The sequence below is a fragment of the Pseudoalteromonas piscicida genome (assembly GCF_002208135.1).
GTDB lineage: Bacteria > Pseudomonadota > Gammaproteobacteria > Enterobacterales > Alteromonadaceae > Pseudoalteromonas > Pseudoalteromonas piscicida_A.
In genome coordinates this window covers 575852-592611 of record NZ_CP021646.1, presented here as the reverse complement: position 1 = coordinate 592611, position 16760 = coordinate 575852, and the positions used below count along the sequence as shown (strand labels likewise).

The following is a 16760-nucleotide window of genomic DNA, read 5'->3' as shown; positions in this document are numbered from 1 at the left end:
AAACTTAGCTTTTAGTGATTTAGCAAAACCACGAAGCATAAAAAAACCCATGCATGGCATGGGTTTTTTGTCTCTGTTCTTTGATTATGCAAACAATGCGTTTGCCTTCTCAACAATATTTTCTACGGTAAAGCCGAATAGCTTGAATAGCTCATCAGCAGGCGCTGACTCACCAAACGTTGTCATACCAACGATAGCGCCATTTAGGCCCACATATTTGTACCAGAAGTCCTCTATACCTGCTTCGATAGCGACGCGACGCGTTACTGAGCTTGGCAGTACGCTTTCTTTGTATTCTGGAGATTGTGCATCAAAAATGTCCGTTGAAGGCATAGACACAACACGTACTTTTTTACCTTCTGCACGAAGCTTATCCGCAGACTCAACCGCAAGTTGCACTTCAGAACCCGTGGCAATAAGGATGATTTCAGGTTTACCGTCACAAGATAGGACATAACCACCTTGTTTAATCGCAGCAACTTGCTCAGCTGTACGTGGCTGCTGCGCGAGGCCTTGACGGGTAAATACAAGTGCAGATGGGCCATCAGCGCGTTCAACGGCTTGTTGCCAGGCCACAGCTGATTCTACTTGGTCACATGGACGCCAGCTAGCAAGGTTTGGCGTAGTACGTAAATTCGCCATTTGTTCTACAGGTTGGTGTGTTGGACCATCTTCACCAAGACCAATTGAATCGTGAGTATACACAAAGATGCTTCTTTGCTTCATCAATGCTGCCATACGTACGGCGTTACGCGCGTATTCCATAAACATTAGGAATGTCGCACCGTAAGGAATAAAACCTCTATGTAACGCAATACCATTCATGATGGCAGACATGCCGAACTCACGCACACCGTAGAAGATATAGTTACCCGCAGCATCTTCTGCCGTTAAGCCTTTAGATTGATCCCAAAGCGTTAAGTTAGAACCGGCAAGGTCAGCAGAGCCACCCATAAACTCAGGTAGAATTGGACCATAAGCATTCAGTGCGTTTTGTGATGCTTTACGTGTTGCTGGGTTTGCAGGGTTAGCTTGAAGCTCTGCGATATACGCTTCTGTTTTCTCAGACCAGTCTGCAGGAAGCTCGCCTTTCATACGTCGCTCAAATTCAGCAGCAAGCTCAGGGTAATGCATTTGGTATTCAGTGAACTTAATCAACCAGTCGCTTTGTTGATTTTGACCACGTGCTGTTGCGTCCCATTTAGCGTACACATCTTCTGGAATTTCAAACGCGCCGTGCTCCCACCCTAGGAATTCACGTGCTGCTTTGATTTCATCATCACCTAGCGGTGCGCCGTGACAGTCATGGCTACCTGATTTGTTTGGTGAACCATAACCGATAACCGTTTTACAACAGATAAGTGTTGGCTTGTCAGATTCAGCTTGCGCCGCTTCGATAGCTGCTTTAATCGCGGTGCTGTCGTGACCATCAACGCCTGCAATAACATGCCAGCCATAAGACTCAAAACGTTTTGGTGTATCGTCGCTAAACCAACCTTCAACTTCACCATCGATTGAAATGCCGTTGTCATCCCAAAATGCAATCAGTTTGCCAAGGCCAAGGGTGCCCGCAAGTGAACAAGCTTCGTGAGAGATACCTTCCATCAAACAACCATCACCTAAGAATGCATAGGTACAGTGATTAACGATGTCGTAATCTTCACGGTTAAACTGCGCAGCCAATGCTTTTTCAGCAATCGCCATACCTACCGCATTAGTAATACCCTGACCCAATGGGCCTGTGGTAGTTTCGATACCTGGCGCATAACCATATTCTGGGTGGCCTGGTGTTTTTGAATGTAGCTGACGGAAGTTTTTGATGTCATCAATTGATAAGTCATAACCCGACAAATGCAACAGTGAATAAATTAACATCGAGCCGTGACCGTTTGATAATACAAAGCGATCTCTGTCGAACCACTCAGGATTACTTGGGTTGTGCTTTAAAAAATCGCGCCAAAGTACTTCTGCGATGTCTGCCATGCCCATAGGGGCTCCTGGGTGGCCAGACTTGGCCTTTTGTACAGCGTCCATGGAAAGAACGCGAATTGCATTAGCAAGTTCTTTGCGAGATGGCATGAATTCTCCTACCTTTAAATGTGTTTCGCGGGGGTTTGAGCCCATTCTTACTTATTTATATGGCTAACTGCAACGGCAAAGGTCATAAAAAAACGGGTACAGACGGACTTTTTCCGACCATTAAAAAAGTTTGCACAATTTTGGACGTCTAGGCGTAAAATAACTAGTCAATGCCTAGGTTTTTTGGTTAGAATACGCCCCTTAATTTTTCGCGCTGTCCCTGATGTTTGTGAAGCGCAATATTTGTGAGCATAAATACAATGGCTAAACATTTATTTACTTCTGAATCTGTTTCTGAGGGCCATCCAGATAAAATCGCCGATCAGATTTCTGATGCGGTTCTAGATGCCATCCTTGAGCAAGATCCAAAAGCACGTGTTGCGTGTGAAACTTACGTTAAAACCGGTATGGTTATGGTTGGTGGTGAAATCACAACTAGCGCTTGGGTTGATATCGAGGAATTAACTCGTAAGACCGTGCGTGAAATTGGTTATACCCATTCTGACATGGGCTTTGACGCTGATTCATGTGCAATCCTTAATACGATTGGTAAGCAATCACCTGATATCAACCAAGGTGTTGATCGTTCTCGTCCAGAAGAACAAGGTGCTGGTGACCAAGGTCTAATGTTTGGTTACGCGTGTAACGAAACTGACGTACTTATGCCTGCGCCTATCACTTACTCACACCGTCTAGTTCAGCGCCAAGCACAAGTTCGTAAAGACGGCACGCTACCTTGGTTACGTCCAGACGCTAAGTCTCAAGTAACATTCGCGTACGAAAACGGTAAAGCGGTAGGTATCGACGCCGTCGTATTATCTACGCAGCACTGTGATTCTGTATCACAAGCTGATCTCGTAGAAGCGGTTATGGAAACTATCATCAAGCCAACCCTACCTGCAGAGCTTATCACTGAAGCAACTAAGTTCTTCATCAATCCAACAGGCCGTTTCGTTATCGGTGGTCCTATGGGTGACTGTGGTCTAACTGGTCGTAAAATCATCGTAGATACATACGGCGGTATGGCTCGTCACGGTGGTGGTGCATTCTCTGGTAAAGATCCATCAAAAGTTGACCGTTCTGCTGCTTACGCAGCGCGTTACGTTGCAAAGAACATTGTTGCAGCAGGCCTTGCTGACAAATGTGAGATCCAAGTTTCCTACGCAATCGGTGTTGCTGAGCCAACCTCCATCAGTGTAGAAACTTTCGGTACAGCTAAGCTTGATGAGTCGCGTTTAATCGAGCTTATCCGCGAGCACTTCGACTTACGTCCTTACGGTCTTATCACAATGCTAGACCTTGAGCGTCCAATTTATCAGCCTACTGCTGCGTACGGCCACTTTGGTCGTGAAGAGTTCCCTTGGGAAGCGACAGATAAAGCTGACGCACTACGTGCAGCTGCAGGCCTATAATCTCCTGCCGCAAAAAGTAAAAAAGGCGCCTAGTGCGCCTTTTTTAATGCTCTCGAATAATCTTCCTATCCGATAAATACTTCGTCGACATCATCTTTTAAGTTTTGATACTCATCTTCATGCAGATTAAGCTCAATCATCACCTTATCTTTAAATTGGTACCAATCAGCTGCGCTTCTAAAGTGCTTTGCTTCAAAGCAAAGGTTTTCAGCCAGTTTAAGTGCCGCAAAAGTTTGCATATGTTGCGCATTTTTTTGTTCTTCAAGATAGCTAACGTCATGGTGGCGCAAAATCATCTGACATATTTCTTTGGGTAAGTGCCAAGACGTCGCAAGAAAGTAGCCTATCACAGTGTGAGGCACTGGATACTTTTGCTGCTCGTAGTAAATCAACGTTTGCTCTGGTCGCTCTACAGACTGCTTTATTACTTCAGCATAATCAGGATACTTTACGGCCATCGCTGGGATCCCGGCATCGTGAAACAATCCGAGCAGCTGCAAATTCTCCATGGGTAATGACGCTTTTAGATAATGTCCAACTACCATTGCCGCTTTTGAAATATCCGCAGCGTTATCCCAAAACTGCTGCAATGAAATGCAGCACTTTGACTGCTCAAACGCGTTTTTAAGTAGGTACCCTGTTACTAATTGCGTAATACAGGTGACGCCCAAAAACATCACGGCTTGTTTAATGTCTGTGATGGTACGGGCAAGGCCATAAGCAGGTGAATTAATTACCTTTAATACCGCAGCTGATGCACCAACATCAGCCGCAATAATACCTGCCACGCTAAATAAATCAGGTTCAGGTTGTGATAACTCATTTTGTAAGGCTTGCAATATTTCAGGCTTAGCAGGTAAGTTGAACCCGCCGCGCAAATCATTCAGCACTTTATCGTCAATATCGATCATTGGGCTACCTCAGAATTGATACACCCAAGTTTAGTTCATTGCCTGATATTTGCAGTATTGATTGTAATGAAGTGGTACAAAAAAGCGGGGGAAAACCCGCTTAATCTGGTTAGAACCAATATGGTTCGCTATGCACGGAAGATTGTCGACTCTGCTCCATGGCACTGATCAAAAAGTCAGATTTTTGCTTAAGCCATGCTTGCACTTCTTGTAACTCGTCTGAATTTTGGCTTTGGCAGAGCTGATATAAATACGCCAGTGTTTCTAGCTCATAAATACCATAAACGATATCAATCCACGGCGTTCTAAAGGCTTTACGCGCTTCTTTATCGTAAAGCTTGCCCAAACAGTTACCACTTAGTAGCGTATTTTCTAACTTTATTCTCACATGTAAATAGTCGCCCTCAGAAAGCGACTTATCCTGTGGGAGTAAGTTCTTAAGCTCTTGCCAGTCTTTATCAAATAATTGGCTTGCAATTTCTGTGACGGGCAACTCTGCTGCACTCAGCGCTTTTTGATCCCAATTTTTACGCCAAGCTCTATCAACAAGCCAGCGAGTAAGTGAGAGAATTAAGCGGTTATAACGAGTGCAATGAAATAGATCTTCAATGTCCGTCGGTGTCGGCTGAACATCTTGCAAATCGGTAATGACCTGCGCCAATTCAGGAAACTGATTAAGTTTCTTATGGTAAGCATGGCGCTTTGAGGTATAGGTTTTTAAATGAATTGCATTTTCAACCCAAGCAAGTTCTGACAACAACCATTTTAACTCGTTGCGAATACTTTCGGTCGAGCTTTTATCAACGATGTCATCGAACAACCAAAACGCATGACGAATAAGCGAAACCCCATCAATAACGCGCTTTAACGTCTTGAGACTTGGCTTATTAAAATAGCACTGTTCGTGCTTCTGTACGAACTGAATACCATAACTTACTGTCGCAATTAACGCTTGCTCTTGTGTTACCTGAGATTTTAGCGGTACAAAGCCTATAAACTTATTTGGTTTTAAAGGCTTATCATCGGCGATGCGATACCCTCTAGCAGCCTTTGAGTAAAGCCCCAAACGCATACCAGCTTGTTTAATTAGGTGATCGGCTAATAAGAAAAGATCTTCTTTGTTTCCCTCAATCAGCTCTATTTCAAGCTCATTGATTGGCTCCATCTTCCCTTGGGCTGCTATTTCCCCTTTATCCAACACGACTTCGATTTTGGTTCCTGAATCCGTTTCGATTAACCAAGTACGACGAATGAAATTCGTACTGAAGATCGGGAATATATTTTCTGCGATCGGCTCAAGTTGCATGCCGTGAGGCCAAATATTCGCGTCAAACGCTAACAAGTCAGGACGTCCTGACTGAATAGGTAAATTGTACTCAGGCCGTTGATGTAACCCTCCTACAACTTCTCCCGCAAGCTTAATCGTTTGCTCGCATTCATCGTTGCAACAACGTGTTCTTAGGCCAATATCTAGCGCACGCAATTCACGATTTGGCGTGTCAAAGTAGGCGTTAGTTAAGTTTTTAGCAGGCTTGTTAGTGACCGTTTTTGCAAACTGTGTGATGAGTGCAGGGATCAGCGGAACTTCATTATCTGAAACCAAAAATTTCAGTTCTATTTCAGTGTCCATTAGGGCAGTGTTTTACCTATTTGTCTAAGGGAGGATCAAAATATACAAAGGAGGCTAAGTTTGCAATCTTTTTATCCGATGAGAAGTGCACCAAATATGCGCTAAATCAATAGATAGTCGGGCTAATTTCGCTGAACGTCAACGGATTAATAACATCGTATCATTGCGTTAAATGCCGCAATTTTCATTATGTAATCAATTATTTCGCGCCATTCAAAATAAACAAAGCCTTGCTATTAGGCCGCGAAATCCCTACTATTTTGTAAACTTTACGACCCAAAGAATAAAAGGCCAACGCATGTTCAACTTTAAGCAATTTATCATTGCGAGCCTGCTCTTCACCAGCTTTGTAAGCTTGGCCGAAGAGCCAGACGAAAATAGCACAGTAAACGCGGCAACACCAAACGGCTATATTAGTGACAATCTTTTTATTTTCATGCACACAGGTCCAAGTAAAAATTATCGAATTTTAGGTTCTGTCGATGCTGGGACGCCAATCACTATTTTGAGTGGCGCTAATGACGAGTTTGTCCAAATTAAAGACGACAAAGCAAGAGAAGGTTGGGTAGAGAGTAGATTTGTCACCACTGAGCCTGGTTTAAAGCAGCAATTAGAGACGGTTAACCAAACCTTGGTAGAAACCCAAGAAGCGCTAAATGATGCCCAGCAACAGCTTCCAATGCTGCAGCAAAATAATACCAATCTGCTGGCGGAAAATGCTTCACTTCAAGACACTATTTCAGGGCTTGAAAAGCAGCTACAAAATGAGCGTTTAGCACAACAGCAAAAAGTCCAAAAAGAACAACACCAGTTGCTCACTTACGGTGGCATCATCGGGATCAGTGGCATTATTATCGGTGTGATCCTGACGCTATTTTTATCTCGTAGAAAGCGTTACGACGGCTGGTAATTAGTTATATACCTATTGAGGTTAGATAACTTCGTCACTGACGGTGCATCTAAACTTTCTTGTCAAAAATAAATAAAGGCCGGAAAAATTCGGCCTTTATTTATTCCATCTAAAACGTATTAGACTGAACTCTTTGCATTAATTTTACCCCAAATGCCAGACTCAGTAACTCCTTGCACTTTGACCTTATCGACTTCGAATACAGGTTCTTTCCCTTTTGCTCTTTGCAGATGATAATCAGCCGTAACCGCCAAGATAGTGGGTGTAAGACGCACGATGGCAATAACATTCACCACCGTCATTAAACCTAATGCGATGTCGGCAAGATCCCATACCTGTTTTAGCGTTGCCGACGCGCCCCACAACATCATAGATAAGTAGCATGCGGTATAAATTGAACGGCCAACTTTATTATCCAGATGGAATAAGTGTAAGTTACTTTCAGCATAGGCGTAATTAGCCACTACAGAGGTGAAAGCAAACAAAGTGATCGCCGCCGCGACAAAGTACACGCCCCCAGTTGCTAAATGCGCGGTCATCGCAGATTGTGTTAGCCGTATGCCTTCCATCTCACTGCCAATATCTATATCTGCCAATAAAATGATCACGGCGGTACAGCTACACAATACAATGGTATCAAAGAATACACCTAGCATTTGGATGTAGCCTTGAGTCACGGGATGATTGGGAATAGGCGTCGCACTTGCCGATGCATGCGGTACACTGCCCGCTCCCGCTTCGTTAGAATAAAGCCCGCGCTGAATACCATTTTTAATGGCCGCGCCCAGTGCACCGGCGCCCGCTTCTTGCAAGCCAAAAGCAGATAGCAAAATATCTTTGATCATGGCTGGGACTTGCGAGTAATTCATCAAGGTAATAATAATGGCTGCAAGGACAAAGACTAATCCCATCACTGGCACTACCTTTTCAGCAAATCGCGCAATCGCTTTAAAGCCGCCAAGAATAATAGAGCCAGCAAGGACAGTGATCACAATACCTGAATATAAGGTTGGAATATCAAACGCATTATTGAGCGCATCGGTGATGGTATTGGTTTGCATGGCACTAAAAGTAAAGCCATATCCCAAAAACAAGCAAAAGGCGAAGCATACTGCAAACGCCCTACTTCCCAACCCCATTTGAATATAATAAGCAGGACCACCTCTGAACTCACCTTGGCTATCTCGCACTTTATAGACTTGTCCAAGCACACTTTCGGCAAAGCCTGTCGCCATACCCAGAATAGCGATCATCCACATCCAAAATATCGCACCACTGCCACCAAGAGAAATTGCAACCGCAACACCTGCAAGATTACCGGTTCCAACTCGAGCTGATAGCCCTGTGCATAATGCTTGAAAAGAACTAATCGTATTGTCATCGCCCTGACTACTGCCCCGTAACAGGCTAAACATGTGGCGAAACTTTACAACTTGTATCCCTCGCAAAAGAATAGTGAACCAAAACCCTGCAAATAACAGGATATAAATAAGTATCTGGCCTTCTCCCCATAAGAACCCATTGATACTCTTAACTGCATGTTCAAACATAGGCGATTCCTGTTTTGTTATTATTTGCCGTTTATCTAGGGCATATTGCCCTTTGCTGTTTGATTTCTGTTCTCCTGAGTGCGCTACAAGCCCTAAGTATTGTTTAACGGTGAAGCTTGTTTTTACGCTTACTTAAATGAACTCCAGCGATCATACAACGCACTGAGCCACCAGCGGCTTCGATTGTCGGTATATCGATAGCAACAAGCTTAGCTGACTTTTCAATGACAGCAATTTGCTCGGGCAATAGCGCCCGATAAGCCGTTGTGGAAAGCGCGAGTATGCGTCCCATACTGCCTTGTAGCTCAATCGCGTTACCGCAAAAATGTTGGATCTGCTGATAAGATAGCGCAATCAGCGTGTGCCTGCTTTGCGTAAAACGATTGATAAGCTGTGCCCGCTGATATTCTGGCACCATATCTAAGCATATCATGGCGAAATCGGTGGCGACACACATTAAGACATTGGTGTGATAAACAGACATTTCATTCTTATCATAGGCATTAAATATCTCTGCCTGTAGTCCCAACTGCTCGCAAACTTGATTAACTAACACGGTGTTGGTGCGCTTGGACTCTACCGCATAGGCCACTTTTGCTTGATGATCGATAACCATAGAGCCGGTGCCTTCAAGGAATATTTCTTCAGCGGTTAGATGACTATAATCATTGATGTTTGTCACCTGATAGTGAGCACTCAGAAAATCGATAATATCGCGACGGATCTCAAGTCGCCTATTTCACATTTAACGACTTCAAAAAATATAGCGATACAGAACTGCCCCAAGCCAAAGCCTGAGGCAGTAAAGGCATTTCGCGATTAGTTTACAGAGTGTTTATATACATTGAATAAATCATGCTGTAGAGGATCTAGCACCTTCTTCTCGAAGCCAACAAACTCCTCAATTAATTCTTGCGCAGTAAGTCGTCGTGATGACTGACCTTGAATATAATTCAGTGTCGAAACTGCGATAGGAGTAGAAAATGATGAACTGTGAAAAACTGAGTATATTGGACCAGCTGTTAACACACCATAGAGAGTTAATGGGAATGTGCGTTTTCGATGTTTGATACCGTCATCTTTGTACCCTCCAGTCGAAATATAAACATCACTACAATTCCAAATATTGTAATCTTGAGTGCTTAGCTTAGCGTTGTCAATGATCCCCTCCAAAGGCACAGCTTCAACACCTAAATTTTTCATCGAGGCTAGGGGATTCGCGACCCTTAGGCGCGGGCTAATGTCCGAATCGCAATCAATCGGAAACGCAGCATCATCTTCGGAAAGTGCACGAGAAGCAGAAGAAACGGCAGCTTGAACTAGCAGTGGATGGCGAACCTCGTTCAACTCTGTAGTGTAAGACATCATTGAAAGTTTATCTATATAGCGATGCTCTAAATTGAGTAATGCACTCATCACAGATTGGTTAAATATTTTACCACATTTTGCCGCTACTGTTTCATTTAGAATTTGTCTAGACACACCAAACGACGCATTGATCATTCCAATTTCGTGTTCTTGAATCGCTGTTTGTAGGCCAGTTAAAGCGTTATCCTGTTTGCTTTTTAGCTTATTAAGCTCACTTTGAACAACATTCTCATCTTTACTATCAAGTGCATCACATGAGCTAGTCGTCATCCAATGTTTATCTTCTACCAAAAGTAATTGCGCTTTGGGATTATACTCAAATAGAAAGCTGGCTATATGAGCACCATGACCATCACCCAATGAGAAAGGTGCATCTTTCTCATTTATCAACGGAAGAAACTTAGCTGCAAAGTCTGCTGAGATACGTGAGAAGTTGATGGCTGATAAGCTTTGTGTCGAGTTACTTATTCTTTTAAAAATAAGTTCGGCGTCTTTTGGCATCTCAATTACCGGTCTATATGCTATTAAGTTAAGATTTTCATCAAACGACATTAGGTCAATAACTCGGTCCTGATAAGCAGATATTGCTTGTTTCGCAAGGCCAAAATCGATTAGCAATATGCGTTGATCTCTGTCATGCTTTTGGGGGTTAAAGGGTTTAGGCTCAAATACCACATCCACTAATTGGCAGTTTTCTTTTAGTCCATCACAGGTTGATTCTGCTGTAATCAGAGCAACTTCATCTATAATCCCTTGGTCAACTCCAAGTACAGGATACTTTGGAAAAATAACGCCTCGCTGTAAAACCAAGCGATCTTTAGGGGTTTCTTCATGAGGTTTAGGATCTGGGTTCGTTACTACAGGCTTTGATGTATCATCATGTGGCTTTGCTGAACTATCCCCTCCACAGGCGCACAATACAGTGCTTATCAACATCGAATGCATTAGTGTTTTCATAGTTGCTCCTTGACTAAATTTAATCGAGTTTTTAATTCTTCCATTTTGCTATCGGGCAATAGGAGTACTGTTTCAGAGAGAGATAGTCCCGTTGTAAATAAATCATGACTTTTTTGAGAGTATCCTGAAAATTCAACAATAACCTCAAAGTTGCTCATTAACTCATCTTGCGAGAGAGAATCCGTATATTTAAGTATTAAATCGACATAATCGTGTTCAATTCCTTTGCTCCATTCTTCATTATTTATTCTTTGGGAAAGAGCTGAAATCGTTTTCTCAATTGGTTTTCGTTGACCATTACTAGATAAGTAGCCAAGGTAGTCAATTGCAAGTAACCTTGCATGTGCTTGATTCTCGCCAAAAAGTGAGTCGGCTATGTCTTTTTTCACTAAAATATCATGTTGCAATTCGAGTATGTCTGGGTTTAAATCCCAGTTTTGAAATAATGCGGTCTTTCTTTCAGCCCGATCTGCGTACTGGTTAAAACCAATATAATCATTCACTCCCTGCTTGGCAGTTTCTAGAGCTTCACTGGTGGGTGAAATAAATTTAAGTTCTTGCTTTATTTTTGTTTCGCTTTTATGTACAGGTTTGTCTATATCGTTATTTGTATTATGATTGTCAGTTGAAACTTGTCTTGTAACTCTCTCGACTTTTTGCTCCTCTTTATAATCAAAGAGAGTTTCGCTCCCAAGGTAGAACAAACCTAACAGGGTAAAAAATGTGATAATGGCCAAGTATTTTTTATTTATCATAATAAATCCTATAAAAACTAACTGTTGATAAATAATCTCAACAGCTAGTTTTTTGCTAGATTGAATCATTGATTAAATCACTGTCTAACTTCGAATTTTGCCATTTCACTCATCAAAATGTTTTGCCAGTAAAGGTCTCCCATGACTAAACCATTAGCAATGACTAAGTGGCCTTGTTCGTCTTCAGAGTTTGTCAGTAAATTATAAACATCTTGGTTTTCTGCGCCTTGCTCAAGCGAGGTAATAATATCAATTGAGCCATCTTCTTTTACTAGCTGATCACCAACATGTAGGTTACGTGCAACATCCATCTTGCCAGAAGCCAGCAATACACCATGTTCTTCTGTTAAACCTAAACGAATACCAGATGCCGTCTTGATTACGATTAGAGGCTTTTCCTCAGGTCCTTTCGTAGTATCTGCGATCTGTTCTAGGTCAAATTGCACATTAGATAGGGTGGCAGTGTCAGCCATTGCAAGTACATTGAACTGTTGTTCATTGCTGAACAAGTTTTCAATGTTGATTTGACTATTAATGTTTGAACCATTTTCACGAGCTGAAATTTTAGTTCCTATTTCGAAACAACCACAACGACACACAGCGATTAATTTAGAAGGATCGAATTGGTTACACACTGGAGCGAAGTTCTTTGTTTTCGCGTAATAATATTCCGTATCGTTGATACAGTTACCACGCGCATAGTCACGATACTGTCTACACTCCTCTTGACTCAATTCTGTACCGTTACAGCGCGACCTTAACTGATCTACATATTTTTGGTCCAAAAACCGATTTGTTTCGGATGGTGTTGTAGGGCCACCATCTCCACAGCCTGATAACTCACATCGGTCAATTGGAATTGGTACGCGAGCTTCCGCTTTGCTCGCTAGAGTTAATGCAAATAATAATGTAAATAACAGAACCAAACTTTTTGTAATATTCATCATCTTATCCTCATTATTTTCGAAGAAATTTTATTCAGCTAAGCGAGGTTTATACCAGCACTTAGGACGAAATGCGTCGTTTGCGTTTGGAACCTCAAGGATCTTAGAAATACTTGCACAGTGATTGCGAGCAGCTTCTAGTTCTGCATAGATAGATTGACGTCCGAAAACAACATCTTTACCTGGGATCAAGTAGCTATCATCTTCTATCTTGCACAGCGCTCCTTCGACGTAAGTGTCAAGACGGCATTGTGGCTGAGGGTGGTTTTCATAGGTTTGTGTAACAACCGAATCATCTCTATCATCAAAGCTAACTCGCTGTCCGCGTCCGGCCGCTAATAACTTTGCTAGTGATAACCCAGCCATAGATGTTCTATAGCAAAGATTTTGTTCATAGAAATCGCCGTACGTTGCATTACATTGCTGTTTTGCGGTTGAATGAACACTATATCTGTATTCACTATTGTCTTCATTCCCCCAGATTTTCTTCGCGCAAGAATGTGAAGCAAAGTAGTCCGATTGACCCTCACTTGCAGCCCACCGAGTTCCTTTGAAAGGAAAACCGCCTAAGTGGTGGCCTAGCTCGTGGCAAACAACCAAGGCAAAGCCATCCTCCGTTATTTCGGGAGCTCGGGCTAGGCCACCAAACATTGACACAATCCAATTGCTACCTTGCTGCAATGCATAAGCGTTGACCGTATCATCGTTCCAGTTACGCCTCCAAACTAGATTCGCACCATGGGAGTTAATTAATGGTTCATAGTGCACACTAACTGAGTTAATAATGCGATTAAAAACCGCTTCTGTTATAGCACCGCTATTAGCGTTATGCCTTAAATGTAAATTATTTTCAGGCATAAATACCTCAGCATTGTTTGCCAGCGATATTTTCTTAAGCACACCTTCACTCATAGAGTGCGCATGAGAACTGCAAACAAATGCAGCAATAGTCCATGCAACTACCGCCCGTTTTTTCAATTTAAGCATTTTATAACCTTCCTTAATTGACTAATTTGTACACTTAATGTGCACTTGAATAATTTAGACTAAAGGAAAAAAGATAAAAAGGTGTTAAAAGTACCAAAAAACAAAATATTCACAAAAGCTGACTATTGATAAATCACGAACAATTAGCGAATTCTGCCCCCTCTCTTTGTACCTAAAAAAAATCAAAAAAAACACAAGCTTAATCTTTATTTACACTTTTGTTAAATGATTCATTTTTATTTAATGTTTTTACTTATTCAATCTTGTTATTAAAACCAAGATTATTGCACAATAAAATATAAAAAAAATTCATCAATAATCTTTATTAAAAAAACAAACTATGCCCCTTAATTATCTATAAAGAAATTTAAATATAAGACACTGATTTTAAATGATCTTAATATTAGATATAGCGTCATATAGATTACAAACCAAAGTAAGAAGACACGTGCAACCATATACATTTTTGCAACATCCCCTCCCCAACAATAAGTCCTATTTTGTTTCGGTTTAAAGTACTTTATATCATTTCAGTGATTTACTTTGAGGCCTCGGCGGGATCGCACTTTGTAAAAAGCTCTAACATTCGGCCCTTTTCTGATCTAATAATCCCCAATTTATCACTATCTACTTGTCAGTTATGTCGTTATTTAGTTACCTTGAGCTTGTTGAAGATAACCACTCTTCCATCAACCAACTCTATCAACACTAACTTCGAGAGGAGCTGACTATCTAGTTCAAGTCAAAGCAAATCAGAAAACGCTTTATAAAGCAGTCACTTCGTGTGTTGAAAAAACCTTTGAACAAGAGGAAGATTTGCTTGAAGACGTACAAGTCAGCAATGGTCATGGACGTTAGGAAACGCGCATTACTTATGCTCTGCAGCAGGCAAACTGCCTGAGAGAAAATATGACCACCACTGCATTAAGATTGGCAAAGCTTGCTGATGAGCGACAACACTGATAGTGTGATTACGTCAAGGTCCCTTGGTAATCACACTTATTCAAATAATATTATCTCCTTCTTCTGGACTTCGAGCACGCTCTGCTTGTTCTCTGATCTCGTCCGCATCGCTACTCACATCATCAATATCCGCATCAACTGCAGCTGTTGTGGTTTTGATCTTTTGTTTCACTGATTCTCTATTGCTACTACTCGGATTACTATTCGCTTCTTTAGTTGCTCCTTGCGTCTCACTATTTGCAGCTATGATTATCCGTTCTCTAGCATCATCAGGCATGCTAATTCCGTGTTCAGTAAAGCAATTAACGGTTTCTCGCATGAGTTGAGACGCCACTTTTATCGGGCTGTGCTGTTCACTATTGACCCAAAAATAAATGGTTAGATTGATAGTTGCGGAGCCTAATGCTTCAAGTAAAACCTGCGGTGGCGGATCGTTTAAAACCGCGCTTTGTTCTTTGAGTAAATCAATTGCAATTTGCTGCGTCAGGCGTATATCGTTGTCATAACCAATACCAATCTTAAAGTGTCCACGAGTCTTGGGGTTGGCGGTAAAGTTTTTAATCACATTCTTGTATACGGTCGCATTGGGGATTTGAATATGATTGCCATCATAGTCAACTAAGGTCGTTGCTCGGGCGGTGACCTTTTTAACGATACCTAAACGGTTATCCACTTCGATAATATCATCAATTCTAAACGGGCGTTGGACGCTAAGTAGCATACTCGAAATAAAGTTCTCGGCGATATCACGAAACGCAAACCCGAGAATGAGACCGACAAGTCCAGTGCCACTCATTACTGCGACGGCAAACTCACTCAACCCGGCCAAGCGCAAAAAGATATAAATACCAAAGAATATGACTAACACACTGATAAAACGGCGAGTGACTAAATGCAATAACCGACTTTTACTGACATAACCTATGGGTTTAATCAAAAGATAAGAGATTGGCCGTGCTAAATAATAACAAAGCACAATAACCACAATTCCCAACGCCAGAGCAGGTAATAATTGCCATGCAGTTTGTAAAAAGTGCACAACTTGTGCGCTTAAACTTAGCATATCTGAAGTGCTCACGGCCTCAGTCGCTTCGCGAGAAGCTGCCGCCTGAACCATATTAGCCATTTGATTTTTAATAAGATTAGTGATTTCCATATTGCACTCTTTAGGTTTTTATTCACAAGGTCACGAGTTGACTAGTAGCAAATATAACGCCAAACGAGATTGGCAGACCTTTTGCTGTATATCACTTTAGATCAACCGACCCAGAATTGATTTAGGAAAAACGAATGGCAACTCATAAACACGGCTTTAATGCAGACAGACCAAGTGATATTCCAGCACTAGGTTGGTGGGATGTAAGTAAACGTCTATATCACAGCTTAACCCAAGATAATTTATCGCTGGTTGCCGCTGGCGTGGCATTTTATGCCCTGCTGGCTATATTCCCCGCGTTGGCGGCCGTTGTTTCTGTCTATGCCTATTTTTCCTCGCCCACAGAAATGGTCGGACAGTTGCAGCCGCTTATCGAACTCCTACCACCATCCAGTCAAGAAATTATGCTGCAACAGCTCAAAGCGCTCACTCAAAAATCGCAGGCAAGCCTAAGCCTAGGTGCTGTTTTTACCCTCTTTTTAACAATATGGAGTAGCAGTAAAGGCTGCCAGGCGCTGATCACTGCCTGCAACATTACTTATCACGAGCACAATAAAAGGCAGTTTTTGCAAGCGCTAGTGGTGCGCTTTTTGTTTTCTGTGGGGCTATTTTCGTTGCGATTGTGGCGTTGTCTATTATCGGAATCTTACCCATTGTGCTTAATCTAGTGGGATTTACTACAGCGATAGATTCGATAATCCAGCTAATCACTTGGTCTATTTTAGCGGTGCTATTTCACTTTTCCTTAGCATTTGTTTATCGTTATGCGCCTCATCGCAGAGCCGCAAAATGGCGTTGGATAACACTCGGCTCGTTTACCGCCACCAGTTTATGGATCTTGGCGTCATTGGGATTTTCATATTATGTCGCACAGTTTGCTTCTTATCATGAGACTTATGGCTCATTGGGAGGCGTCGTCATTATGATGATGTGGTTATACTTAAGTGCTTACATTATTATTTTTGGTGCCGCATTAAACGCCAGCGCTGAACTTCAAACTTTAAAAGATAGTACCGTTGGCCCAGAAAAAACTAGAGGACAACGAGGTGCATTTGTTGCTGATAATTTAACCACAAGACAACGTCAAGAAAAGCAATAACAATACGTGGAATGGGTTATAGGCATAAAAAAGGAAGCG

General features: G+C 42.1%; 11 protein-coding genes and 2 pseudogenes. 3 read left to right on the top strand and 10 right to left on the bottom strand.

Going from position 1 to position 16760, the window contains the following annotated elements; genetic code table 11:
- Positions 1 to 84 precede the first annotated feature (84 nt).
- The gene (gene tkt / locus B1L02_RS02815; RefSeq protein ID WP_088529835.1) at positions 85 to 2079 is read right to left on the bottom strand and encodes a transketolase; all 1995 of its coding nucleotides are present in this window, start codon (positions 2077 to 2079) and stop codon (positions 85 to 87) included.
- 260 nt (positions 2080 to 2339) lie between these two features.
- Here tkt and metK point away from each other — a divergent pair, with 260 nt between their 5' ends.
- On the top strand, positions 2340 to 3491 hold the full coding sequence (gene metK, locus B1L02_RS02810) for a methionine adenosyltransferase (protein ID WP_069022573.1): 1152 nt from the start codon (positions 2340 to 2342) through the stop codon (positions 3489 to 3491).
- A 65-nt stretch (positions 3492 to 3556) separates the two neighbouring features.
- Here the strand turns inward: metK and B1L02_RS02805 are convergent, their stop codons facing one another.
- On the bottom strand, positions 3557 to 4402 hold the full coding sequence (locus tag B1L02_RS02805; RefSeq protein WP_088529834.1) for an HDOD domain-containing protein: 846 nt from the start codon (positions 4400 to 4402) through the stop codon (positions 3557 to 3559).
- 109 nt (positions 4403 to 4511) lie between these two features.
- Complete coding sequence (locus B1L02_RS02800; protein ID WP_088529833.1) at positions 4512 to 6032, bottom strand: CYTH domain-containing protein; 1521 nt, start codon at positions 6030 to 6032, stop codon at positions 4512 to 4514.
- A gap of 172 nt (positions 6033 to 6204) precedes the next feature.
- On the opposite strand from B1L02_RS02800, the gene B1L02_RS02795 reads away from it, so the two are divergent.
- Positions 6205 to 6942, top strand: a complete 738-nt coding sequence (locus B1L02_RS02795; RefSeq protein ID WP_088529832.1) for a TIGR04211 family SH3 domain-containing protein — start codon at positions 6205 to 6207, stop codon at positions 6940 to 6942.
- 119 nt (positions 6943 to 7061) lie between these two features.
- Here B1L02_RS02795 and B1L02_RS02790 read toward each other — a convergent pair whose 3' ends face one another.
- From B1L02_RS02790 to B1L02_RS02760, 7 genes and pseudogenes are all read right to left on the bottom strand, one after another.
- A complete protein-coding gene (locus B1L02_RS02790; RefSeq protein ID WP_088529831.1) occupies positions 7062 to 8492 on the bottom strand; it encodes an alanine/glycine:cation symporter family protein in 1431 nt (476 codons plus the stop codon).
- A 103-nt stretch (positions 8493 to 8595) separates the two neighbouring features.
- Positions 8596 to 9231: pseudogene (locus tag B1L02_RS02785) on the bottom strand (arginine deiminase-related protein); the annotation flags it as partial.
- 80 nt (positions 9232 to 9311) lie between these two features.
- The gene (locus B1L02_RS02780; protein WP_088529830.1) at positions 9312 to 10817 is read right to left on the bottom strand and encodes a hypothetical protein; all 1506 of its coding nucleotides are present in this window, start codon (positions 10815 to 10817) and stop codon (positions 9312 to 9314) included.
- A complete protein-coding gene (locus tag B1L02_RS02775; RefSeq protein ID WP_088529829.1) occupies positions 10814 to 11641 on the bottom strand; it encodes a hypothetical protein in 828 nt (275 codons plus the stop codon). Before B1L02_RS02775 ends, B1L02_RS02780 begins: the two co-directional genes overlap by 4 nt.
- An 8-nt stretch (positions 11642 to 11649) precedes the next feature.
- Entirely contained in the window at positions 11650 to 12519 is an 870-nt protein-coding gene (locus B1L02_RS02770) for a Hint domain-containing protein (protein ID WP_088529828.1), read from the bottom strand.
- Positions 12520 to 12546: 27 nt separating this feature from the next.
- Positions 12547 to 13503, bottom strand: coding sequence for a hypothetical protein (locus B1L02_RS02765; RefSeq protein WP_088529827.1), 957 nt, complete (start codon positions 13501 to 13503; stop codon positions 12547 to 12549).
- Positions 13504 to 14506: 1003 nt separating this feature from the next.
- Entirely contained in the window at positions 14507 to 15622 is a 1116-nt protein-coding gene (locus B1L02_RS02760) for a mechanosensitive ion channel family protein (RefSeq protein ID WP_088529826.1), read from the bottom strand.
- A gap of 134 nt (positions 15623 to 15756) precedes the next feature.
- Here B1L02_RS02760 and B1L02_RS02755 point away from each other — a divergent pair.
- Positions 15757 to 16721, top strand: a pseudogene (locus B1L02_RS02755) (YihY/virulence factor BrkB family protein).
- The last annotated feature ends 39 nt before the right edge of the window (positions 16722 to 16760 follow it).